The following is a 22238-nucleotide window of genomic DNA, read 5'->3' on the forward strand; positions in this document are numbered from 1 at the left end:
GAGATCCCGCAGGGAGTGAAACGAGCGAGGAAGCTCACCGTTCCCCCATAGGAAAGCGAGTTATTTCCCCACCACCCCTTATCCATCTAACGTAACGGGCCCAATTGTCTCGAAATCAAGTCTTCAAGTAATGGGAGCTTATCTATAACATCAAAATTTAAAAGACCATAAAGAAAAGAGGGCACTCTGGAGCGCCCTCTTTTCTTTATTTTTCTGCTAATAAGTCAGCAAATGCTTTGGCGTAAGGAGGCAGATCAGGCGGACGACGGGCAGAAACGATGTGTTCATCTTTTACGACCGCTTCATCATACCAGGTAGCTCCAGCGTTTATCATATCATCTTTAATACCAGGAGTGCTTGTAACTTTACGGCCTTGCAGAATGTCTGCAGAGATGAGCACCCAGCCCGCATGGCAAATTTGGCCGATTGGCTTCCGCTGCTCGTTCATGTGCTGTACCATTTCGATGACTTTGTCATAGCGACGAAGTTTATCCGGTGACCAGCCGCCTGGAACAAGAATACCATCATAATCAGCGGGGTTAATATCACCGAATGCATAATCTGAAGTTGCTGGAACTCCGTATTTGCCAGGGTATTCTTTACCAGCTTCTTCTCCTATGAGGTGAACCACAGCTCCCTCTTCCTGGAGGCGGAGTAAAGGGTACCATAACTCAAGGTCCTCAAAATCTTTACTTACAAGCGCAATCACTTTTTTATTTTCTAATCGCATAAATACCCTCCTTCATCATTACTCTTTTATTCTATCAAACCCTTTTAAGGTATTCGAATCTTTAGACACGGCAAGAACCCACCAGATCAATAAAGGCTGGAACAGTGGACGCACCCACAAAGCCGTTATATTTGTCTCATCACTCCAAGGTGCAGGTATGCCGTATATAGCCGCATAAATGTTTGCCGGCAGAACAATCACAAGAAAAGCAGCGGTAGCCCATCCGGCAGCCCTTCTCGTTTGGGGAAAAAGCAGGAGAAGAGCAAGCAGCCACTCCGTAATTCCTGTTACATAAACAATAATCAGCTTGTAGGGCACCCATTGAGGAATCATCTGAGCAAATCCGTGATCATAGATAAAGTGAGTGACTCCTGCAAAGAAGAAGGCAGCCGCAAAAATATAAAGGCCAAGTTGTCGTATAAATGTCATGTTTTCACTTCCTTTGATTACAAATAAAAGTTCACTTTGTATAAAGATTTGAAACCTATGTACTAAAAAAATCGTATAAAACTGGGAAGCTTCTCAATTAAATAATTCTATATATCCATGTCAAAATTTTAAAGTAATGTATAATAACTACTGAGTCCAGCATAAAGCTAAACAAGCTGCGAATCTACCATGAGTATAAGGGGACGAAATTTATGAAAAAGAAATTTACTCTGTTGATGACGTTAGTTATATTGTTAGTTTCAAGCCTGACAGTCCCGGAAACCACCCTCGCTTCTACAGGGAATGAAGGAATTAATGAAAAACTTGGCTTGCCGATTGTAGTTTATGGAGAAGCATTATCTGATACTCAAAAATCAGAAGTTGCCGAGCTGTTGGAAGTGAGTCAGCATGAGCAAGTTGATGAATTTACAGTTAATGGGCAAGATTTAGCAAATTACATTGGTGGAAATCCGAATGCCAATATGTATTCTTCCGTTAAGATTATTCACAAGGATACAGGACAAGGATTGAATATAGAAATCGTTACTAAAGATAATATCACAGAAGTAACCAAAGAGATGTACACAAACGCTCTATTGACGGCAGGTGTCCAGGATGCCGACGTTCTGGTTGCTTCCTCTGTTAAGGTTAGTGGACATTCAGCGCTGACAGGAATTTATAAAGCCTATGATGCTAAAGGTGTTAAACTGGATGAAGGCCGTATGCAGGTAGCAAGTGAAGAACTGGACGTTGCTACATCTATTGCCAAGGAAGAAGGAATAAGTCAGGCGGAAATCAGTGAACTGCTGACAGAAATAAAAAAAGCAATTGCTGAACAGAACCCTGCAACCCGTGAAGAAGTCGAACAAATTGTTAAAGAACAACTTCAAGCATTAAATATTGAACTTAGTGCTGAAGATCGCCAAAGGCTGGTGGATTTGTTTGAACAAATGAGAGATTTGAATATTGATTTCGATCAGGTGAAAAACCAATTAGATGATTTAACTGGAAATATTCAGGATTTAATCAATGATGATGGATTCTGGAACAACCTCCGGTCAGCTGTTAGAGACTTCTTTCGCTCCCTGAGCAACTTTATCAGTTCCCTGTTTTAATAACATGATCTGACACCTCAGGTCCTCCATATATTAGGAGGACCTGAGGTGTCTTTAATGGAAAAGGACGGATTGTTCGGCGATATGGTTCTTAACGTAATCATTGTTCCAGTGGACGTAGTGACCGCCGTCTACACGTTTGATGGTCAGCTTAGAATTTCTTCGCTTAAGAAGATGATCAATGGCTTTTATTGTGCGGGCTTCTTCTGATTTGTTTACACCTTGAAACGAAGCATAGTAGAGAGTAGTAGGAACGGCAAGTTTTTGAACCATTGATACGAGAGATAGATTGTAGAAACCAAACATGACATTCAGCCCCTCGATTGTCACCTCGCATGGTGTATAAAAGGTGTGGTCAATATAATTTGATTTCGGCAGATTTGCAGCTTCACAAAAACGGTCAATGTCTTTCTCGACATCTTCGGAGTGAGGATTTGAAAATAACGGATGAAGTATTTTTAAAACAGGACGTCTGCATAGACGGACCATCCAATTCAATATTGGGAAAGCCAGTGCAAAAGGCCCGAATTCGTGAAATGGAATTCTAGGGAAATCCTTATGTCCTTGATCGAGTAAGAACAACTGAGTAACGCGTTCAGGATAATAATGAGCAAATGAAATTGCAAAACCCCCGCCAAAGGAATGACCAATTAGAAGTGCTTTTTCGATCCCTTGGTTATCTAAGTATTCTTTCAGCCAGTCAGCCATAACTTTTGAGGTGCACTTCTCAGCAATACCTGCGCTCCTTCCTATGCCAGGAAGATCCATCATATGAACACGGAAATCGTCCTTTAGATGTTCAGCTATATTTAAACCTTCAACACCAGGCAAGCCTCCAGCAGGTAAAAAAATGGCGTCCTTCCCAGTACCTATTATTTCTGCATAAAAATCCTCCATATTGTTCCCCTCGCTTCATTAATAGTTGGACCTGTAAATCCTTTCATTCAGCCTAGCTTAAATCCTTCTCATAAGTAAAATCATTCCACCTCAGGTCATCCATAATTTGGATGACCTGAGGTGGAATGATTAACCATACAAAAAAGCGTTCCGAACAGGAACGCTTTTTTAGTCAGTTGGCTGCTGTTTTAACATCTTCAATGATTTGATCATACGGGACATCCGTGTCTCCTCTATATTTTTTTAACACGTTTCCATTTTTCCCAACAAGATAGAAGGAGGTACCGTGGGTTACTTGATCATTGCCTTCTGTTTTTTGAACGGGAGCGTTGAAACTTTCCTGAGCGAAATTCTGAATTTCCTCCTGCGTGTAACCCGTCACAAAAGTCCAGTTGCTAAAGTCCACACCATGTTTATTGCCGAATTCTTTTAATTCATCAGGAGAATCCACCGTTGGATCGACACTAAATGAAACAATTTCAGCTTCTATGTCTTTTTCCTGAAGTTGCTCCTGTATCTGAGCCATATTGCGGGTCATGGGCGGACAGACCGTATTACAGGAAGTAAAGATGAAGTCTGCCAGCCAAACTTTTCCTTCCATGTCCTCTACAGCAAAATCAGTCTCTTCCTGGGTGGTTGCTTTGAAATTCTGTGTTTCCCAGTCAAGTGTATTTTCAAGTTCACCACTGCCGCATCCAGCGAGCAGGATTGTGAACAAAAGCGTCATGCTAAGTAAGATGAAATGCTTCATAAAGCTTTTTTCTCCTTCCAAATTTGGATGTACGTCCTCAGTTTACGCTCGAATAAATTAAAGTGTCAATTGAATCTCCATCTGTTAATAAAATAGACACAGTAGGCTTTTTAATTATAGTTTAAATGTAAAACATTTACTTAATAGTATAAAGACGTGAAATTCGGAAAATGCTAAGATACCAGGATGGATGAGCGGGGGATTATAAATGCCATATTTTACTGAAAAACATGGGAAACAATTGTTTTATGAAGATAAAGGAAATGGGGAAGCGATCATATTTATACATCCGCCAGGGATGGGAAGGAAAGTATTTAGACAGCAGCATACTTTAGCTGAACACTTCCGAATCATATTTCCTGATTTAAGCGGGAATGGAGATTCGGTACTCGTGACTAAAGCTCCTGATATTACCTTCTATGCGAGGGAGATTAAACAATTAATTGACCACTTGAGGATTAATAAAGTAACTCTTGTTGGTTATTCATGCGGCGGAATGGTTGCTCAGGAATTTGCATTAACTTATCCGAAGCGAGTCCACGCGCTTATATTGGCAGGGGGATTTCCAAAGGTAGATACTGGGGGATTACGATTTGAATTTTTAGTAGGCATGGAGTGGGTAAGAAAAAGCCCCGAGACGCTCGCTAAATTATTAAGTAATTCTCACTTTAGAGATCCGCTCATTAAGCGGGAGTTAAGTGAACATATGGCTAAATCCAGTCCGGATGCGTGGTATGAGTTCTATAACAGAGGGTTTCGTTACGATTGCAGCCGAAGGCTTCCTAACTTAGAAGTGCCGCTTCTCCTTATGTATGGAACCAAGGAAATCTGGATTAATCACCACGTTAAATATTATTTCAACTGTCCTGATACGACCCTTGTTTACATTGAAAGGGCATATCACCAAATTCCAGCGACGCATTGGCCGCTCTTTAACCAATATATTAAAGAGTTTCTTGAAAAAAATGTATTATCAAAAAGAGCAGAGATTTAATCTCTGCTCTTTTTACTCTCTCTCTGCTTTAAACGTCTGGTTGATTTGCTCGGTAAAGACCGCATTTTTTAAGGTTATTTCCAGATTGGAAGCATCTTGAACAAGCGAATCCTTAACATTAATATAGACGCTGTCTTCCGATCCACCATACTCAACATTGGCTTCCTTGCCATTCTCACTTTCGATATGGACATTTTTAGGGCGTTCAAAAGCAGGGCCGCCCATTTGTCTGGGAGAGATTCCTATTAATTTTTTGGGCTGTTCAAAATCTTGAGGTCTAAATCCTAGTCGTACATCCATTCCGTGCGCGCCATGGGTGTTTAATTGCTCGATATAAACATCCGTATTATATATTTCTGCTGCCTTTTTATTCACACTTGTGTTTCCTCTTACCTTCGGATTTATTTCAGAAAGATCTACATTAAAAGAAAATGAATCACCATTAGTTAAATGGACGTTTTTCACTTCAAGTGATACCTCTTCTGGTACAGAATAGACCGGTCTGAAATATCCCTCATAAATGTTCTCTTTACCCTCTACTTTTTGCAGGAAAGGAGTGATAGGGATCTGTTGTCCATTTGCGGTTTTCAAAGTCGCGTTCATGGAAGAATTGAATTGCGCTTGATGATGGTCGACCCTTACCTTAAGAAAACTTTCTGTAATTCCAAGGTTAAGTTCCAAAGGTTCGATGGCTAGTCCGTCATTTTGATATGTTCTATCAAAGGTGTACTGCCCTAACCGGTTCTTATCGGGGTCGAATGTGTACTGAACTGGCATGGACTTTGATTCGTACATATGTCCATCAATCCGGAAAGTCATCGAGGTTAAAAGCTGTTGGTTAAACTCTTCAGGATTAGGAACCATCCGGTCCGGTTCTCCCTCTTTAGGGATCGGTATCGTTTGCACCATACTATAAAGACGATTTTCAAAAATAACTCCTTCTCCATACTGCATTGGCGGTGCATGAGTGGAAAGTGTTTGTGTATCAGCATCTTGTTTCTTTTTTAATTTCACTTCTTCTACTGAAGGGACATTATTCACATAGTTATTGGTTTCTTCAGTGATTAGCGCGGATAAATCAATGCTGTAAAAGATATAAATGGAACGGCCGCTATGCCATACTTCATTAATTTGCATTCGTCCATCCCGCTGCGGCAGCTTTGACGTTTCTTGAGGGAAAGTCGTTAATCCCTTTTCCTGTGCAATCTCAAGGCCAGGCACTCTTTCTTTATAAAAATCATTTATTTTTTCGTAGCTTTCAACTTCTTGCCATTTGGTCGGCAGATCGTCCTGATTTACGGGCTTTGCCTTCCGTTGAGGTTTGGCTTTCTGAGTATATGTGATTCGATCCTTACTGTCTGATGTCGTCACGTACGTTCCTATCGCAAAAATTAGCAGAACGACTATAATCCCTAGCCATTTCCATTTGTTTATGTTTTTCCACATATGTATAACCCTTTCTATCATTTAGTTCCTGCTAGCCGCTTCACGTATTTAATGGTGATTTGTTTTCGTTTAATTCTATATCTATTATACTAATAATAACAGAATTTTCGGAAATATATGGGTTTGAATTCGTAATAGAAAATGACCGGACGCGCTATTTCTGGTAGATCATTGTAATACCACCTGTTGAAAGAGTGGTTTTGTCACTAATTCAAACAGCTTATATCAGCTTCGATGGTTTTATGACTTGCGATACCGGATTATGAATATGTTGAAGAGTTTTTGATTAATTATCTCTCACTTGATAAAGGGGCGGCAGGTAGTTCCAAAATTTTCGTGGATGATGGACGGAGAAGCACAGAAGTAATTTTTTTAACGCGAAAAACGGGAATTACATGCGGAAAGAAGCTTATACGTACGGCCCCTCATACCAAGAAGGTAATAGTAAAGCCTGGCTCCAATGTAATGGAGTCAGGCTTTTAATCTTCGTCTGTATAATGATGATACATAGCTTCGCCTTCGGAGTGGTTTTCTTCAGCTTTTGTTTCTTGTTGGGGAACGAAAGCTTTAGTGTACGTTAGACGGCTGCTGAATATTTCGGCAGCTTCGTTTGTATCCTCCACTCTTCCTCTTCGTTGCTTTTTATTTGTCATACGAATCTCCTCCTTCATGAATAGGTTTCCTTTGTATAAAAAAAGATAAACATGGATTTCGTTACCATAATTACAAAATATGGATGACCTGAGGTGGTGGATTATTCCAACTTAACAATGGTTTTGCTAAACTTAAAGAAAAGGGGGTAAAGGAATGGGATCTTGGAAGGTGGTTTTGGTAGCTACACCTCGGGGAACTTTTGAGGTATTTTGTAAGGGAGAGGGACCGCCTCTTTGTGTCAGCCATCTATATTCAGTTTTTAATTCTACAGGAGATTATTTTGCCGATTGCTTCACGGGTCTATATCAAGTATTTTTAGTGAACTTAAGGGAGGCGGGGGCATCTGAATCAGCCCATGAACCTTATCAATTAAGTATGCTGGAATCCGTTTTGGACCTTGAGGCCATCAGGGAAGAACTAGAATTTCCTACTTGGACATTCGCTGGTCATTCGACTGGTGGAATGCTCGGTTTAGTCTACGGCATGGCCGCTGCCCATTCATTGAATCAACTGGTGATTACTAATGCGGCCGCTCGTATGTATATGGATTCTCCTAAGTGTATTTATCATAATCACCACCCACAATTTTCATATATGCAGCAATTAATTGAACAGTTGAAGTCTCCATTGTTAACTAGTGGGGAGAAACGCCGTTTACAGGCTGAGAGAACGAAACTGTCATTAGTTTATGACCGCAAATATGAGAGTTATTTCTCAAAAAATATACATAAGGAAATGTCGCGACCCCGTATGGACTTTTTTGCAAGGGAGCTTCACATTTTTGATGTCACACAGCAGCTTTATAAAATAAATGTGCCTGTTTGGATTGCCGCCGGAAAATATGATGTTCAATGCCCGGTGGAATTTTCTATTGAAATGCATCAATATTTAAATCATTCTAGATTAACCGTTTTTGAAGAAAGTAACCACTATCCTTTTCTAAAAGAGAAAGAACGTTTCGAACATGAATTGGACGAGTTAGGAGGCATACAATGACTGAGTGGCTGCAAGTTTTTGATCACAGAGGAAATCCATTAGATGTGAAGGAACGAACTGAGGTGCATTTTGAAGGTGATTGGCATGAGACCTTCCAGTGTTGGTTGTATGAAATGGACGCAGATGGACAACTTTATTTGTTCTTTCAAAAAAGGGCTGCGGATAAAGCAGAATTCCCAAGCTTATATGACATTTCTGCGGCAGGGCACATAGAAGCAGGAGAAAACATTATGCAGGCTGGAATGAGGGAAATAGACGAGGAATTAGGTATTTCTTTATGGAAAGAAGACCTAAAAAGTATAGGTACTTATAAAGAAGTGCTTATCTCTGATACCCTAAAAGACAGAGAGCTTTGCCGTGTTTATCTCTCACCTTACTCGGCTGAGAAAGCTTTTTCACTCGGAAAAGAAGTAGAAGATCTTGTAAGGGTAGAGATCAATGGATTTAAGCAAGTACTTGGAGGAGCAAAAGGGTCAATAGAAGCAAGTTCTGTTATAGATAATCAAAAGGTCCGCGTGGGCTTTCGGGATTTTGTTCCCCATGATCAGGCTTACTACGAATTTGTTATCCAGGCTATTCTTGAAGAAGTCGAAAAACTTTGACAAAAAGTATATTTGCTCTATATAATCGTTGATTAACAGTGAAAGTGGAGGAGATCATCATTATGAAAAAACAATCATCTTTTGACACGAAAGTTGTACACAACAAAGTCGATCAAACGCTTGTACAAAATAGCAAAAATACACCAATTTATCAGACGACAGCTTTTACGTTTAAGGATTTAGATCATCTGGAAAGTTACTATGAAGGAGAGTCACCTTATTTATACAGCCGTGAAAGGAATCCGAATACGGATGAACTGGGAAATTCAATTGCTAATCTTGAAGAAGCTGAAGCAGGGCTTGCTACTTCTTCAGGGATGTCCGCCATTTTGGCTGGTATTTTAGCGGTAGCTAAACCCGGCGATCATATTGTTGCCGCTGAAGATTTGTATGGGGGTACTCATAAACTTCTTACCAAAGAACTGCAAACATTTGGAATTGATGTAAGTATGGTATCGTTCTCGGATCAACGTCAGATTCGTGATGCCATTAATGATCGTACAAAGCTCCTATATGCTGAATCCATCTCCAATCCATTTTTACGCGTCGAGAATTTAACAGGTCTAGTCGACCTGGCTCGGGAATATGGTATAAAAACGATGGTGGATAATACGTTTGCCACTCCTTATTTGCTGCGCCCTTATCCGCTTGGTGTTAATCTTGTTGTCCATAGTGCAACCAAATACATTGGCGGTCACAGCGATGTAACTTGCGGAGTACTGGCAGGCGATAAGAATTTGATCCATGAGGCGACGCAGAAAGTCGTAACGCTTGGGGCTAATTTAAGTCCGTTTGAAGCTTGGCTGACTCAGCGGGGATCAAAGACCCTGGGCCTTCGTATGAAGCAGCAGTCTCATAACGCAAATTCTGTAGCGACTGCACTTAGAAAAAATACTGCTGTGAAGCATGTGTATTATCCCGAATTTGTTTCGAAGCGTGGAAATGGGGCGATTGTTACCATTGAGCTTGATTCCAGTATTGATCTGGATCAATTCTTCAAATCACTGGGCTGGATTAAGATTGCTCCAACGCTTGCCGGAGTCGAAACAACAGTTTCCTATCCAGTGCGCACCTCTCACCGTGCTTTATCAGAACAGGATCGTGAAAAGGTTGGCATCACAGATTATATCATTCGTTTATCCATTGGAATTGAAGAAGAGGAAGACATCATTAACCAACTGAATCAATCGATTGAAGAATCACTCCAATAAATAATCTGAGAGGGCTTACTTATATTTACCGCATTGACAAGCGAACCTCTCTTATAAAGAGCCACAGTATATCCCGGCTTAAATACAACAATGTAATATTATTCATTTAGACCAGACAAATGAACTTGTTTGTTTGGTCTTCATTTATATACAGGGAACCTTTTAGAAAATGCAAGAAAGAACTTTAGATGATTGCTTCTAATGTCAAAACACCCACAAAGTTCACGAAAGCATTTAAAAAGCGAGGGAGGTTTAATCCATAGGTCCTCAGCCCTTCCACCTGATTGGTTGGTTTGCTAGAATAGTTTCAGAAATTTTATTCAACAAATATACAATTTGTGCTATAATTCAAAAATAGCGCAATCTACTTGGGTTTCGGGATCCCTATATCAATTTTTATACCCGATTTTTTTAACAAAAATACAAGCAAGCGCTTTCATATTATTATAGGAGGTTTCGCCATGAATCTAACCACCAAAATATTTATTGGTTTAATTCTCGGTGCCGCTGTTGGAATCACGTTACATTTCACTGCACCGGATCTATTTGGAACGTTAGATACTTTTATATTCAATCCGTTAGGAACCGTCTTTTTGAACTTAATTAAGATGTTAGTTGTTCCTATCGTATTCTTTTCGATTACGCTTGGAACTGCTTCTCTGGGAGATCCTAAGAAGCTTGGCCGTATCGGGGGCAAGACCGTTGCATTCTTTCTAATTACTACTACGATTGCTATCAGCATTGCTCTTTCACTGGCTTACATTTTCGAACCTGGGAATATCAGCATTGATACAGCTGATGCGAGCTATGAAAGTGAAAAAGCTCCTTCCGTGGTTGAGACGTTTACAGGCATTATTCCTACAAATCCTATTCAGGCCATGGCAGAAGGAAATATGCTTCAGATTATAGCCTTTTCTATCTTTATCGGATTAGCCCTGGCTATTCTAGGTAAGAAGACGGAAGGGATTATGAAGTTAATTGAGCAAGGTAACGACATTATGATGTACCTGGTTAACTTGATTATGAGATTCGCTCCATATGGTGCTTTCGGTCTGTTAGCGTCAGCCATCGGTACAATGGGGCTTGACGGCGCACAAGCTATGGGTATGTATATGATTGTAGTTATACTTGGATTAGTTATCCACGCAATTGTTACCTATGGATCGGCCGTATCCTTCTTAGGTAAAATGAATCCGATAAAGTTCTTTAAAGGATTCTTCCCGGCGATGACCGTTGGTTTCAGTACATCAAGCAGTAGTTCTACTCTGCCTATATCCATGAAAACTGCTCAGGAAAACTTGAATGTGCCTAAACCTGTCAGCAGTTTCGTTCAGCCTCTTGGCGCTACGATTAATATGGACGGTACAGCTATTATGCAAGGTGTGGCCACTGTCTTTATTGCGCAAGTTTATAATACAGATTTATCATTTGGACAGCTGGTTATGGTTGTACTAACTGCGGTACTTGCCAGTATAGGTACAGCTGGTGTTCCAGGTGTTGGGTTGATTATGCTTGCAATGGTACTGAATCAAGTTCAACTTCCGGTCGAAGGAATTGCCTTGATTATCGGTATTGACCGTCTTCTGGATATGACTCGTACAGCTCTTAATATTACAGGTGATGCAGCATGTGCGGTAGTGGTAGCAGAGTCGGAGAAAAAGTATGATGATGCAAGTGAAGAGAGAGAAGCCATGCAAGCCTAGATCTTAGATCCATCATGCGTCCTTTCTATAAGAAAGGGCGTATTTTTTTATGGCATCAGGAGTTAGACGCGATGCCTTTTCCAAAAGGTATTTAACTCACAAGTGTGGGCAGACTCAAGTAAAACAATCTCACGTTTAAACCAGCCCGCTTCTTATAAAGTGATCCAAATGAAGAGGAGTTCCGATAGCTATATAGCTTAACTCCCTTATTAAAGATACCCTATGCTATGATGATGATATCCACCAACTAAAGGAGTGTGCTATGAGCAATCGTGATATTGAGCTCTATCGCCGGGTTGTCGAGGGTGATAAACAAGCGCTTGAATCAATCTATGATCAATATGAAAAGCTGCTTTATTCCTTTGTCATTAAGCTATCCGGAGATCAAGCTTTAGCAGAAGAAGCCCTTCAAGAAGTATTTATAAAGATTTGGACACAAAGAGCTCACTTCGATGAAAGTAAAGGGAAGTTTTCATCGTGGATCGTAACCATCACAAGATACACAGCTATTGATCTTATACGTAAGCATAAAAAACAGGAAGTTACCTTAGAAGATGAAACGGATCTTCCTGAAAATGAAGCAGAATCTACAGAAGATTTAGTCGAATGGAAAGAGCGGGGGAGCGAAATTCGGCAGGCAGTTAAAAAATTATCCGAAGAACAAAAACAAATGGTGGATTTATTTTATTTTAAAGGATTAAGTCAAAGTGAAATTGCCTCGCAGACCGAATTACCGCTTGGAACCATAAAAGGCCGTATAAGGCTTGCCCTAAAACACTTAAAGAAACATTTATCAACGCAGAAAGGAGGGGTACATGATGCGTAAAGAATGCGATAAATTAATTGATTACTTTAATGATCAATTGAGTGAAGAAGAGAAGATTGAATTTGAGAATCATTTAGAAACATGTGCAGATTGTAAGGAAGAATTGGAAGAGTTAGAGACGCTTACAGATGATTTGCCATTTATTTCTGAACCTGTGACCCCTCCTGAGGACATGAAAGACCGTGTGCTGGGGGAAGTATTTTCACAAGAATCTCCTGCAGCTGGTGATCGTAATAACGACGCATCCAGCGAAGAATACGAGAAACCATCAAAGAATAATAAATTGGATAAAGGGAAAGTGGTATTTCCCAGCGAGAAGAAAGCCAAGATTGAAAAGAGGCGGCCCTGGCTCTTACGGGGACTCGCAGCAGCACTAGTTCTTTCAATTGCTGGCAACATTTTCGCACTTGTCGATGAACAGGAACAAACCACTCCAGAGCCTGCTGAACCCGATCAGCCTGATTTTGAGACGGGGACTGACCAAGTAAGAGCGAGAGTACAGCTTCAATCTGAAGGATCAGAAGCGAGTGCTACTGCAGCTTTGATTCAGCAGGAAAAAGGAGATATTCTCACATTACAGGCTGAACAATTAAGTCAGCTTCAAGGGGATGAGGTTTACCAGGTATGGCTCATTCAAGGTGAAAAACCTTACCGGGCTGGAACGTTTGTAGCGAATCAAAATGGAGAAGGCGCAGTATCCTATTCTTTAAATGATTTACCAGAAGGTACAAATTGGGATGCCGTAGCTATTTCCAAAGAACCAGACGCAACGAGTCAGACTCCTCAGGGAGAAGTTATATTAAGTTCAGAATTGTAAATACTCTGAATCCTATTGCAGACAGCTTTTGACAGCTGTCTGCAATTTTTTTGATTTTTTTTAGAGAAAAAGTGATCCAGTAGAACTTTTGGTGCGATAGCTTAGTGAAAAAACAAAAACAAAGGAGAGAGGAAACTATTATGAATTTTAAAAAAGCTTTGTTAGTCGTACCGATGAGTGCAACGCTGTTGCTCCCTACGTCATTGGATGTTGTAAATGCTGAGGATCATAAGATGCCGGAAGTCTCAACAGAAGCAGTGGAACTCCGGGCTCAATTAGATAATTTATTTAGTGAACACGCTTACCTTGCAGTTGAAACGATGAGAAAAGGAGCAGAAGGCGCGGAAGACTTTGAAGCATCCGCAGCAGCTCTATCTTCTAATACGGAAGACTTATCGAAAGCTATTTCTTCCGTTTACGGAGAAGAAGCTGGAAACAAGTTTAAAGACATGTGGTCTTCTCATATTGGCTACTTTGTCGATTATGTAAAAGCGACGGGCAGTGAAGATGAAGAAGCAAAACAAGAAGCATTAGATGAACTCAGTCAATACCGTGATGACTTTTCCACATTTATTTCAGAAGCAACTGGAAATCGTCTGAAAGCTGAAAATCTATCAGAAGGATTACAAATGCATGTAAACCAATTAATTGGAGCTTTTGATGCTTATGTAGAAGGAAACTATGAAGAAGCTTACATGAAAGAACGAAAAGCGATTGAGCATATGTACGGGGTAAGTAAGGGCATGTCCAGTGCTATTGTTAATCAATTCCCGGACAAGTTCAATAACACTAAAGCTGTAACCCCAGCAGCCGATTTACGCTCCAACTTGAACCATTTGCTAAGTGAACACGTAGGTTTGGCAACGATGGCGATGCAAAATGGTCTTGATGGTTCAGAGGACTTTGAAGCGTCAGCTCAAGCTCTTTCCAATAACACGGAAGATCTTACAAAAGCGATGACGAAAATATTTGGTGAAGAAGCCGGTGATCAATTTAATGAAATTTGGACCCAGCACATTGATGACTTCGTAGCTTACGTAAAGGCTACAGCCAATGAAGATGAAGAGAAACAAAAAGAAGCGATGCAAGCACTAGAGGATTACCGCGAAACGTTTGCTAACTTCCTGGAAGAAGGAACGAATGGTGAACTGAGTGCTGAGAAGCTCGCTCCGAGTCTCCAGCAGCATGCCGATTTCTTGTTTAATACTTTTGATCAATATGCAGAAGGAGACTATGAACAAACGTATCAAACACTGAGAGATTCATATGCCCACATGTTTGGTGCTTCCAAAGCACTTTCGACTGGAATCGTTGCCCAAAATCCGGAAATGTTTATGAGTGAACAAATGCCTGAAGAGATGCCGGACACGGGTATGGGTGGAACGGCTTCCAACCATGACATTTGGTTATATGCTTCTATTCTTGCAGCACTGGCAGCAGCAGGTATTTTTATTCGCAAGCAATCCAAACAATAACTAGCTATGAAATAAGGATTCTCATAAAAGGAAGGCTGGCATTGCCAGCCTTCCTTTCTAATTTTAGAAACCTATAAGAATCTCCACGTTTCAAGAGCCAAGTTTCTTGATAATTTAAGAGGGAAGAAACAATGTTCCACCATTAAAATAAATTTCTATTGTTTTTATTTTATTCAAGAGGGTATGAATTAAACTAGAGAGGAAAACCAATAAAAAAGGACTTTCCTGCGCATGCAACTGGCAGAAAAGTCCTGATTTGAAAAAACTGGTTATGCTTTAGTCCAGTTTACTTCCTTGTTAGTTGAGGGGGAATTAGGGAACGGTTGACCTTTTTCAATCATAATTTCCGTATCATCCTTGTTAAGTTCACCACCATCGATTCGGCTTACTACTTTATACGTGCCATCTTCTGGCACGCTTTCGCCTGTTCTGTATGTGGTATTTTCCATATTCCTCCACCTCCTAAAGTATAGAAGAGAACTCTATTTGTTTCTCTTCCTTTGGAAAGTGTTTCACAATATCTGAAGTCTAAAACAAGATAATCGGTTCTTTTTAAAATCGTGAGTAAATAACTAGTTGAAAAGAGGGAGGATATGGATTTATAATGTAAGAATGAATGTTCATTCCGATGTTAAAGGAGCCATGATTCATGCCCGCATCAACGATTAAAAGAGACAACATCTTAAGCAGTGCCCTTATGCTATTTGCTGAAAGAGGGTTCGATGCCACAACAATTCCCATGATTGCTAATGAAGCGCAAGTCGGAGCTGGAACGATTTATCGTTATTTCGATAATAAAGAAGTTCTAGTGAATACATTATTTCAATATTATGTAAAGATGTTTGCTGATACACTTGCAGAAGACTACCCTGGCAATTCATCCATTAGAGAACAATTCCACCATTTGTTCAGAGGAATGACTCGTTTTACCAGCGAACATGAGCATGCCCTTTATTTTATTAAAACTCATAATGGTGCTTACTTTTTAGATAATACCAGCCGCGAAGATTTCGATCGGCTTTTAAACAGATTGAAACATTTCCTGGATCAGGGAAAAGAAGCAGGAATTATTCGCGACCTTCCATCAATGGCGATGATTGCAATTATTTTTGGCGGATTTCTGGAACTGCATCAGTTGGTGCGTTCCGGTAATATTGAAGAAACAGATGATTTATTTATTGGAGTAGAAGAAAGTTGCTGGGATGCTATACGCTATCATTGAAACACGATAGTGTATTTATTTTTAATTAGGAATGAATGTTCATTCCGCTGAAAACATTAATTTAACGAGGTGACTATTCGTGGAAAAAACAAACAATATTCCGCAGCCTAAATCCTATGGGCCACTCGGGAATTTGCCGCTTATAAATAAAGAAAAGCCTATCCAGTCGTTTATGAAATTGGCTGATGAATTTGGTCCGCTCTATCAGTTCCAATTCCCTGGCCGTACTAGCAAATTTGTTTCAAGTGCACAGTTTGCTGCTGAGATTTGTGACGAATCCCGTTTTGATAAGAAGGTTGGTCCTGCTCTGCAAAAGGTCCGTGCTTTTGGAGGAGACGGTTTATTTACCAGTGAAACAGAAGAAAACAATTGGAAAAAAGCTCATAATATTTTATTGCCAAGTTTTAGTCAGCAGGCTATGAAAGGCTATCATAATAAAATGGTTGATCTTGCTTCTCAGCTTATCCAAAAATGGGCTCGTCTAAATCCGAATGAAGAAGTTGAAGTTCCGGAGGACATGACACGCTTAACCCTTGATACAATAGGATTGTGTGGTTTTAATTACCGTTTCAACAGCTTTTACCGGGAGAGGTCTCATCCTTTTGTTGAAAAAATGGTGCATGCACTTGATGAGTCTATGAGCCAAACCCAGCGTTTTGAGATTCAGGATAAACTGATGATTCGTTCTAAAAGACAGTATAAAGAAGACATAGATTATATGTTCAACTTAGTTGATCAGTTAATTGCTGACCGGAAGGAGACGGGTGACCAAGGAGAAGATGATCTGCTTGCTCATATGTTGAAAGGGAAAGATCCGGAGACCGGAGAAGCTCTCGACGATGAAAACATCCGCTTCCAAATCATTACGTTTTTAATTGCCGGTCATGAAACAACGAGTGGTCTTCTATCTTTTGCCATTCATTATTTGATGAAAAATCCTGATAAGTTAAAGAAAGCTCAGGAAGAAGTAGATGAAGTAATTGGAGAAGATATACCATCCTATAAACAAGTGAAAAAGCTTAAATATGTACGAATGATTTTAAATGAAGCTTTACGATTATGGCCTACGGCTCCTGCATTTTCTGTTTATGCGAAAGAAAATACGACACTTGCCGGCCAATATGAAGTAGAAAAGGGAGAGACGTTTACACTACTTCTTCCTCAGCTCCACAGGGATACTAGCATATGGGGGGAAGATGTCGAGACATTCAAGCCCGAACGCTTTGAGGATCCGTCCCAAATTCCCCGCCATGCCTACAAACCGTTTGGTAATGGTCAGAGAGCCTGTATAGGACAGCAGTTCGCGCTTCATGAAGCTACTCTTGTACTTGGGATGGTTCTTCAGTACTTTGACTTGGAAGATCATATGAACTATCAGCTGGATGTCAAAGAAACATTAACAATGAAGCCGGAAGGGCTGACTATGCGTGTGAAATCAAGACGAGATGCGTCTTTAATGCAACCGGCCCCTGCTCAGAAAGAGATGGAAAAATCATCTCAAACGGAAGCGCAAAGCATTCCTGATGCTGATGCTCACCTCACCCCTTTACTTGTATTATATGGTTCTAATATGGGTACAGCAGAAGGGGTGGCAAGAGAACTTGCGCAGACTGGAAAAAACCAGGGTTTTGATGTGAAGACTGCTCCATTAAATCAGTACACATCTGCTCTCCCTGCAGAAGGAGCAGTGCTGATAGTCTCGGCTTCTTATAATGGAAATCCGCCTGATAATGCTGAGGCCTTTGTTCGTTGGCTCAAGGAAGCCAATGGAGAAGAAGCTAGAGGAGTAAGCTATGCTGTGTTTGGTTGTGGAGACCGAAATTGGGCCAGTACGTATCAGCGAATCCCAACATTGATTGATGAGGAACTTCAAGGTCTGGGAGCGGAGCGCATTCTTGAACGAGAAGGCGGAGATGCGAGTGAAGATTTCGAAGGTGATTTAGAAAAATGGGAAGCAGCGTTATGGCCTGCGCTGGCAAATACGTTTAACCTGGAACTTGAAGAAGCCGATGACCCATCCAGTCATGTTTCAATGGAGTTTGTCAGTGGTGTCACACAGACGCCTCTCGCCCGGACTCATCACGCCTTTACAGCTGTGGTGAATGAAAATCGAGAATTACAGGTGAGCAGTGAACGAAGTACTCGGCATCTGGAATTAAAGCTTCCTGAAGGTGTGAATTATCAGGAAGGGGATCATCTTGGGGTTCTTCCTCAAAATGGAACAGAGCTGGTGGAACGTGTCCTTCGGCGCTTTCAATTAAAGGGAGAAGAGTATGTAGTTCTAGGCGAAGATACAGGAAAAGCAACACATCTTCCTACTAGTCAGCCGATCAGTTTAAGAGAGCTCCTAACATCCTATGTTGAGCTGCAAGAGCCGGCAACCCGAAGCCAAATCCGGGACTTGGCTGCTCACAACCCTTGCCCTCCACACAAAATTGAGTTGGAGAAGCTTCTTGAGGATGAGACCTACAAAACTGAAATACTAGTTCATCGCATTACGATGCTGGATCTGATTGAAGATTATTTGTCATGTGAAGTTCCTTTTGAAAGATTCCTGGCTCTGCTTCCACCGCTTAAAGCTCGTTACTATTCAATTTCCAGCTCTCCTCGAAAACATAGTGAGGAGGCGAGTGTTACGGTAAGCGTAGTAAAAGATACAGCCTGGAGCGGAAGAGGAGAATTCAAAGGAACAGCGTCGAATTATCTGGCTAACCGTGACATTGGCGATAAGGTGGCTTGTTTTATTAACACACCTCAATCCAATTTCACCCTGCCTGAAAATCCGGAGACGCCGATGGTGTGGATTGGTCCAGGTACCGGTATTGCTCCATTCCGTGGGTTTATTCAAGCACGTGAGAACCTGCTGGAAGAGGGTCATAGTCTTGGAGAAGCGCATTTGTATTTCGGGTGCAGGCACCCAGAGAAGGACTTCTTATATAAGAGCGAGTTGGAAAATGCAGCAGATAAAGGACTTATTACCCTGCATACTGCTTTTTCAAGAATAGAAGGAAAAGGGAAAGTTTACGTTCAGGATCGACTGTGGGAAGACGCCTCTACCGTTCTTTCGCTGCTAGAAAGCGGAGGCTGTTTGTACATTTGTGGTGATGGCAGTGATATGGCTCCCGCGGTCATAGAAAAAATTATAAAAAGTTACCAACACAAACACGAGACGACTTATGAAAATGCAGTTGAATGGTTAGAGAATCTTGAATTAGAAGGGCGCCTTGCCAAAGATGTCTGGGCTGGCGCTTAATAAAAACGAAAAAACCCCCACTGGGCAGCCAACTGCCGGTGGGGATTTTTTTAAAATAGGGTCTGTTAAATACTTTGTTACTTGTTACGGATAAGCTCCGGTTTGCGTTTAACACTCAGTTTCGAGATATTGGTTAAGCGGAAGGTCCCCCGGGGGGTGATTTCGCTTTCCGGCCCTGCACGACGCAGGGTCTTCGACGTTGCCACACGTCGTGGCGTTCATAGTCGGATCTTTTACGTGCTGAGCTTTCTCAGGCTTATAGTAAGAACTAGTTGTATAGAAGAAAAAGTTCCATCATTATTTAGTTGGCAAAAGCTCTTACGTGTAAGCGAGGGTCGTGCAGGGTATAACTAACCATAGATTATGTGGAAGAGGTGATTGGGTGTTTTATTCAGTGACGTTACAAAAAATCATCTTTTTAACCGGGATCGGAGTAATTATTGGAGCCATAGTCGGTTTCACTTCCGTGCTCGGGTTTGATTTGGATGGATCTGTTTTTGTTTTATCCATGTTTTTGAGTATTCTCAGCGTGTATGCAACAGCTATGTACGCAGAGCTCTATCATATCAGGGAAGCAATTAATAAACAGAGAAAAGAGAAGTAATAATGAAAAAGGCCGGTGCATAAGCACCGGCCTTTGTTAATCTATAAAGCTCCAAATTAAAAGTGCGGAATATACCACGACAATGATAATCATAAGTATATAACTTTGTTTGTTCAGCGACTTAAAGATAATATAGAATGTAAGGAGAACAACCGCTATAATAAAGGTAGCATATAATATTTCCATTCGCTGTATTCATCTCCTTAGAATTCAAAGAACTCTTTGATGATAGAGTGCAGGGTATTTTATAGTCTGTTCTATCTATCATAAATTCAGTTTCTTAATCTTTCAAGCAGTTCGCAGAGAGTGTTCAACCGTTTAAGTGGGTTTGTTTATGGGAAATGCTAGAGGGTAGCAGCTATGAAAAAGAAGAGGGGGACAAGATGGCTATGAAGAAGCTTTATCCCGGAAATAGTTCGGATACATGAGTACATTCGAAGCCATTTTTTTGCTGGTAACTGCCCTGTGGGTCGGTGAATTCCTCCTGTTCCAAAATCGTGGTTCTTCTAAAACTGAATATCTTGATCGCCAATCGTTCCCCCTTATTCTTATGACCGTTATATTGGCGGTAGCTTTATCACTCGTGATGCGCGAATGGAAAATAGGTATAATTCCCTCTGAAACTCTGTGGTGGTTTGGTTTATTTCTTTATACAAGCGGGGTTGCTTTACGCTACTGGGGAATTATTCATTTAAAAGAGCAGTTTACCAGGGACGTCTCTGTAAAGAAAGGTGATCGTCTAGTAAGCAGTGGACCTTACCGAAAATTAAGGCATCCTTTATATACAGGACTGTTCTTTATCATCGTTGGTTTTTGTCTGGGAGTGGGGAATTTGTGGACAGCTATTCTTTGTGGTGGATTGCTGGCAGCCGCTTTACTACATAGAATTCGCATTGAAGAAGCCATGTTAACGCAAGCTCATGGAGAGGTGTATCGAAGCTGGTGTCAAACAAGATATCGTTTGATTCCGTTTGTTTATTAAACGTGGAGGTGGAAGTGTTGAAACAGAAAACAGCGATTGTCGTAGGTGCAGGACTTGGTGGTATGTCTACTGCTATCCGTTTAAGCGGAGACGGATACAAGGTGAAATTAATTGAAAAGAACAGCAACCTGGGTGGAAAGTTAAACCGCAGGGAAGGAAAAGGCTTCACTTTTGACACGGGGCCTTCCATTTTAACAATGCCATGGGTTTTAGAACAGTTATTTGAGAGCGTACACCGTAAACTTGAGGATTATATAACAGTGGAGCGTGTGGAACCGCAATGGAGAACTTTTTTCGAGGATGGTACTCAGCTTGACGTCACAAGTGATCTGCCAAGCATGCTTGAGGAAATGGCAAAAGTGACGGATCGCCCTAATCGTAAGCTTACAGATTTCCTTTCTTATACACAGGATATGTATGAGTTATGTATGAAGAGTTTCTATAAGTATAGTATTCAAGACTTAAAAGATTTGAAAAGTCACCATAAACTTAGTGAACTTTTAAAGATGGATCCATTGAACACCGTGGCAAAGTCAACGCATAAACACTTCGATAACAAATACTTGGAGCAATTGTTCAATTTCTTTGTTATGTATGTAGGTTCCAACCCTTACTCTTCCCCAGCCATTTTGAATCAGCTGGTCTATGTGCAGCTGGGATTAGGCATTCACTATGTTAAGGGAGGAATGTATCAGATCGCAGAAGCCATGGGCCGATTGATGGATGAACTTCGCGTAGATATTCACCTGAACACTCCTGTCCAGCGTCTGGTAGTAGAAGGTGAGAAAGTAGTCGGAGTTGAAACGGAAGAAGGAGTCGTTCATGAAGCTGATGTAGTAGTATCAAACCTGGAGGCAATCCCTGCTTATCGCCGCTTGGCTCCGCAGACTTCCAAAGTGAAAAAAGAAACAAAAGCGCTTCAGAAGAAGTTTGATCCAACGGTCTCAGGGCTTGTCCTGCTTCTTGGAACTGATAAGAAATTCGACCAATTAAAGCACCATAATTTCTTCTTTTCCGAAGATCCTGAAAAAGAATTTAAACAGATATTTGATCAGGGCAAACCAGCAGATGATCCGACTATTTATATTGGAATTTCTGCAAGGTCTGATGAAACACAGGCACCGGCGGGTAAAGACAACTTATTTGTATTAACCCACGTTCCCCCACTAACTGATGGAAAACGTAAGCCGATTGATTGGGATAAGTACCGGGAAAGAGTCATTGAGAAGCTTGAAAGAATGGGACTAACAGGTCTAAGTGATTCTATTGAATTTGAATATCGCTTTACTCCGGAGGATTTAGAGTCCCTATACGGACCTAATGGTGGATCTATTTACGGAATTGCTGCTGATCGGAAATCGAATGGCGGATTCAAAATTCCATCCAGAAGTCAGGTGTATGACGGACTATACTTTGCCGGCGGCTCTACCCACCCTGGAGGAGGGGTTCCAATGGTTACACTTTCAGGGCAGCTGACGGCTGACTTAATTAAAGAAGATGAAAAAAACGCTGTCAAACAATAGTATGTTCA

Annotated in this window: 21 protein-coding genes; 14 read left to right on the forward strand and 7 right to left on the reverse strand. The window is 41.0% G+C overall.

Going from position 1 to position 22238, the window contains the following annotated elements; genetic code table 11:
• Positions 1-205: 205 nt before the first annotated feature.
• Positions 206-730 (reverse strand): type 1 glutamine amidotransferase domain-containing protein, encoded by a 525-nt coding sequence (locus BMZ06_RS16650; RefSeq protein WP_089753712.1) that lies wholly within the window; start codon positions 728-730, stop codon positions 206-208.
• A gap of 18 nt (positions 731-748) precedes the next feature.
• A complete protein-coding gene (locus BMZ06_RS16655; RefSeq protein WP_089753714.1) occupies positions 749-1159 on the reverse strand; it encodes a DoxX family protein in 411 nt (136 codons plus the stop codon).
• A gap of 212 nt (positions 1160-1371) precedes the next feature.
• On the opposite strand from BMZ06_RS16655, the gene BMZ06_RS16660 reads away from it, so the two are divergent.
• Positions 1372-2274, forward strand: a complete 903-nt coding sequence (locus BMZ06_RS16660) for a DUF1002 domain-containing protein (protein WP_089753717.1) — start codon at positions 1372-1374, stop codon at positions 2272-2274.
• 54 nt (positions 2275-2328) lie between these two features.
• Here the strand turns inward: BMZ06_RS16660 and BMZ06_RS16665 are convergent, their stop codons facing one another.
• Both BMZ06_RS16665 and BMZ06_RS16670 read right to left on the reverse strand, forming a co-directional pair.
• A complete protein-coding gene (locus BMZ06_RS16665) occupies positions 2329-3171 on the reverse strand; it encodes an alpha/beta fold hydrolase (protein WP_089753719.1) in 843 nt (280 codons plus the stop codon).
• A 172-nt stretch (positions 3172-3343) separates the two neighbouring features.
• On the reverse strand, positions 3344-3922 hold the full coding sequence (locus tag BMZ06_RS16670; RefSeq protein WP_089753722.1) for an SCO family protein: 579 nt from the start codon (positions 3920-3922) through the stop codon (positions 3344-3346).
• 208 nt (positions 3923-4130) lie between these two features.
• Between BMZ06_RS16670 and BMZ06_RS16675 the strand changes: the two genes are divergently transcribed.
• Positions 4131-4916 (forward strand): alpha/beta fold hydrolase, encoded by a 786-nt coding sequence (locus tag BMZ06_RS16675; RefSeq protein ID WP_089753724.1) that lies wholly within the window; start codon positions 4131-4133, stop codon positions 4914-4916.
• Between the two features lie 12 nt (positions 4917-4928).
• Here the strand turns inward: BMZ06_RS16675 and BMZ06_RS16680 are convergent, their stop codons facing one another.
• Positions 4929-6362, reverse strand: a complete 1434-nt coding sequence (locus BMZ06_RS16680; protein ID WP_089753726.1) for a hypothetical protein — start codon at positions 6360-6362, stop codon at positions 4929-4931.
• Positions 6363-6841: 479 nt separating this feature from the next.
• A complete protein-coding gene (locus tag BMZ06_RS20830) occupies positions 6842-7015 on the reverse strand; it encodes a hypothetical protein (protein ID WP_175477918.1) in 174 nt (57 codons plus the stop codon).
• 154 nt (positions 7016-7169) lie between these two features.
• On the opposite strand from BMZ06_RS20830, the gene BMZ06_RS16690 reads away from it, so the two are divergent.
• The 7 genes from BMZ06_RS16690 to BMZ06_RS16720 all read left to right on the forward strand — a co-directional run bounded on the left by BMZ06_RS16690 (position 7170) and on the right by BMZ06_RS16720 (position 14646).
• On the forward strand, positions 7170-8012 hold the full coding sequence (locus BMZ06_RS16690) for an alpha/beta fold hydrolase (protein ID WP_089753730.1): 843 nt from the start codon (positions 7170-7172) through the stop codon (positions 8010-8012).
• The gene (locus tag BMZ06_RS16695) at positions 8009-8614 is read left to right on the forward strand and encodes an NUDIX hydrolase (RefSeq protein ID WP_089753731.1); all 606 of its coding nucleotides are present in this window, start codon (positions 8009-8011) and stop codon (positions 8612-8614) included. Before BMZ06_RS16690 ends, BMZ06_RS16695 begins: the two co-directional genes overlap by 4 nt.
• A gap of 62 nt (positions 8615-8676) precedes the next feature.
• Entirely contained in the window at positions 8677-9825 is a 1149-nt protein-coding gene (locus tag BMZ06_RS16700) for a trans-sulfuration enzyme family protein (protein WP_089753733.1), read from the forward strand.
• 461 nt (positions 9826-10286) lie between these two features.
• Complete coding sequence (locus tag BMZ06_RS16705) at positions 10287-11528, forward strand: dicarboxylate/amino acid:cation symporter (RefSeq protein ID WP_089753736.1); 1242 nt, start codon at positions 10287-10289, stop codon at positions 11526-11528.
• Positions 11529-11790: 262 nt separating this feature from the next.
• Complete coding sequence (locus tag BMZ06_RS16710) at positions 11791-12354, forward strand: RNA polymerase sigma factor (RefSeq protein ID WP_089753738.1); 564 nt, start codon at positions 11791-11793, stop codon at positions 12352-12354.
• The gene (locus tag BMZ06_RS16715; RefSeq protein WP_245756035.1) at positions 12347-13171 is read left to right on the forward strand and encodes an anti-sigma factor; all 825 of its coding nucleotides are present in this window, start codon (positions 12347-12349) and stop codon (positions 13169-13171) included. The genes BMZ06_RS16710 and BMZ06_RS16715 overlap by 8 nt, the downstream gene beginning before the upstream one ends.
• Positions 13172-13311: 140 nt before the next feature.
• A complete protein-coding gene (locus tag BMZ06_RS16720; protein WP_089753741.1) occupies positions 13312-14646 on the forward strand; it encodes a copper amine oxidase in 1335 nt (444 codons plus the stop codon).
• Between the two features lie 269 nt (positions 14647-14915).
• Here BMZ06_RS16720 and BMZ06_RS16725 read toward each other — a convergent pair whose 3' ends face one another.
• Complete coding sequence (locus tag BMZ06_RS16725; RefSeq protein WP_089753743.1) at positions 14916-15095, reverse strand: YjzC family protein; 180 nt, start codon at positions 15093-15095, stop codon at positions 14916-14918.
• Between the two features lie 200 nt (positions 15096-15295).
• Here BMZ06_RS16725 and BMZ06_RS16730 point away from each other — a divergent pair, with 200 nt between their 5' ends.
• The 5 genes from BMZ06_RS16730 to BMZ06_RS16750 all read left to right on the forward strand — a co-directional run bounded on the left by BMZ06_RS16730 (position 15296) and on the right by BMZ06_RS16750 (position 22230).
• Positions 15296-15868: a TetR/AcrR family transcriptional regulator gene (locus BMZ06_RS16730; protein ID WP_089753745.1), complete on the forward strand. Its 573-nt coding sequence runs from the start codon at positions 15296-15298 to the stop codon at positions 15866-15868.
• A gap of 79 nt (positions 15869-15947) precedes the next feature.
• Positions 15948-19121 (forward strand): bifunctional cytochrome P450/NADPH--P450 reductase, encoded by a 3174-nt coding sequence (locus BMZ06_RS16735; RefSeq protein WP_089753747.1) that lies wholly within the window; start codon positions 15948-15950, stop codon positions 19119-19121.
• A 394-nt stretch (positions 19122-19515) separates the two neighbouring features.
• The gene (locus BMZ06_RS16740) at positions 19516-19725 is read left to right on the forward strand and encodes a hypothetical protein (protein WP_224895476.1); all 210 of its coding nucleotides are present in this window, start codon (positions 19516-19518) and stop codon (positions 19723-19725) included.
• A gap of 424 nt (positions 19726-20149) precedes the next feature.
• On the forward strand, positions 20150-20707 hold the full coding sequence (locus tag BMZ06_RS16745; RefSeq protein ID WP_089753752.1) for a methyltransferase family protein: 558 nt from the start codon (positions 20150-20152) through the stop codon (positions 20705-20707).
• Between the two features lie 17 nt (positions 20708-20724).
• On the forward strand, positions 20725-22230 hold the full coding sequence (locus BMZ06_RS16750; RefSeq protein WP_089753753.1) for a phytoene desaturase family protein: 1506 nt from the start codon (positions 20725-20727) through the stop codon (positions 22228-22230).
• Positions 22231-22238: the final 8 nt, after the last annotated feature.

The sequence above is a fragment of the Halobacillus alkaliphilus genome (genome assembly GCF_900113125.1).
In the GTDB taxonomy this organism is placed as follows: domain Bacteria; phylum Bacillota; class Bacilli; order Bacillales; family Halobacillaceae; genus Halobacillus; species Halobacillus alkaliphilus.

Bases quoted from the DNA above. Each gene is read 5' to 3' on its own strand.
- BMZ06_RS16650 (WP_089753712.1), bottom strand. From the start codon at position 730: ATGCGATTAGAAAATAAAAAAGTGATTGCGCTTGTAAGTAAAGATTTT.
- BMZ06_RS16655 (WP_089753714.1), bottom strand. From the start codon at position 1,159: ATGACATTTATACGACAACTTGGCCTTTATATTTTTGCGGCTGCCTTC.
- BMZ06_RS16660 (WP_089753717.1), top strand. From the start codon at position 1,372: ATGAAAAAGAAATTTACTCTGTTGATGACGTTAGTTATATTGTTAGTT.
- BMZ06_RS16665 (WP_089753719.1), bottom strand. From the start codon at position 3,171: ATGGAGGATTTTTATGCAGAAATAATAGGTACTGGGAAGGACGCCATT.
- BMZ06_RS16670 (WP_089753722.1), bottom strand. From the start codon at position 3,922: ATGAAGCATTTCATCTTACTTAGCATGACGCTTTTGTTCACAATCCTG.
- BMZ06_RS16675 (WP_089753724.1), top strand. From the start codon at position 4,131: ATGCCATATTTTACTGAAAAACATGGGAAACAATTGTTTTATGAAGAT.
- BMZ06_RS16680 (WP_089753726.1), bottom strand. From the start codon at position 6,362: ATGTGGAAAAACATAAACAAATGGAAATGGCTAGGGATTATAGTCGTT.
- BMZ06_RS20830 (WP_175477918.1), bottom strand. From the start codon at position 7,015: ATGACAAATAAAAAGCAACGAAGAGGAAGAGTGGAGGATACAAACGAA.
- BMZ06_RS16690 (WP_089753730.1), top strand. From the start codon at position 7,170: ATGGGATCTTGGAAGGTGGTTTTGGTAGCTACACCTCGGGGAACTTTT.
- BMZ06_RS16695 (WP_089753731.1), top strand. From the start codon at position 8,009: ATGACTGAGTGGCTGCAAGTTTTTGATCACAGAGGAAATCCATTAGAT.
- BMZ06_RS16700 (WP_089753733.1), top strand. From the start codon at position 8,677: ATGAAAAAACAATCATCTTTTGACACGAAAGTTGTACACAACAAAGTC.
- BMZ06_RS16705 (WP_089753736.1), top strand. From the start codon at position 10,287: ATGAATCTAACCACCAAAATATTTATTGGTTTAATTCTCGGTGCCGCT.
- BMZ06_RS16710 (WP_089753738.1), top strand. From the start codon at position 11,791: ATGAGCAATCGTGATATTGAGCTCTATCGCCGGGTTGTCGAGGGTGAT.
- BMZ06_RS16715 (WP_245756035.1), top strand. From the start codon at position 12,347: ATGCGTAAAGAATGCGATAAATTAATTGATTACTTTAATGATCAATTG.
- BMZ06_RS16720 (WP_089753741.1), top strand. From the start codon at position 13,312: ATGAATTTTAAAAAAGCTTTGTTAGTCGTACCGATGAGTGCAACGCTG.
- BMZ06_RS16725 (WP_089753743.1), bottom strand. From the start codon at position 15,095: ATGGAAAATACCACATACAGAACAGGCGAAAGCGTGCCAGAAGATGGC.
- BMZ06_RS16730 (WP_089753745.1), top strand. From the start codon at position 15,296: ATGCCCGCATCAACGATTAAAAGAGACAACATCTTAAGCAGTGCCCTT.
- BMZ06_RS16745 (WP_089753752.1), top strand. From the start codon at position 20,150: ATGAGTACATTCGAAGCCATTTTTTTGCTGGTAACTGCCCTGTGGGTC.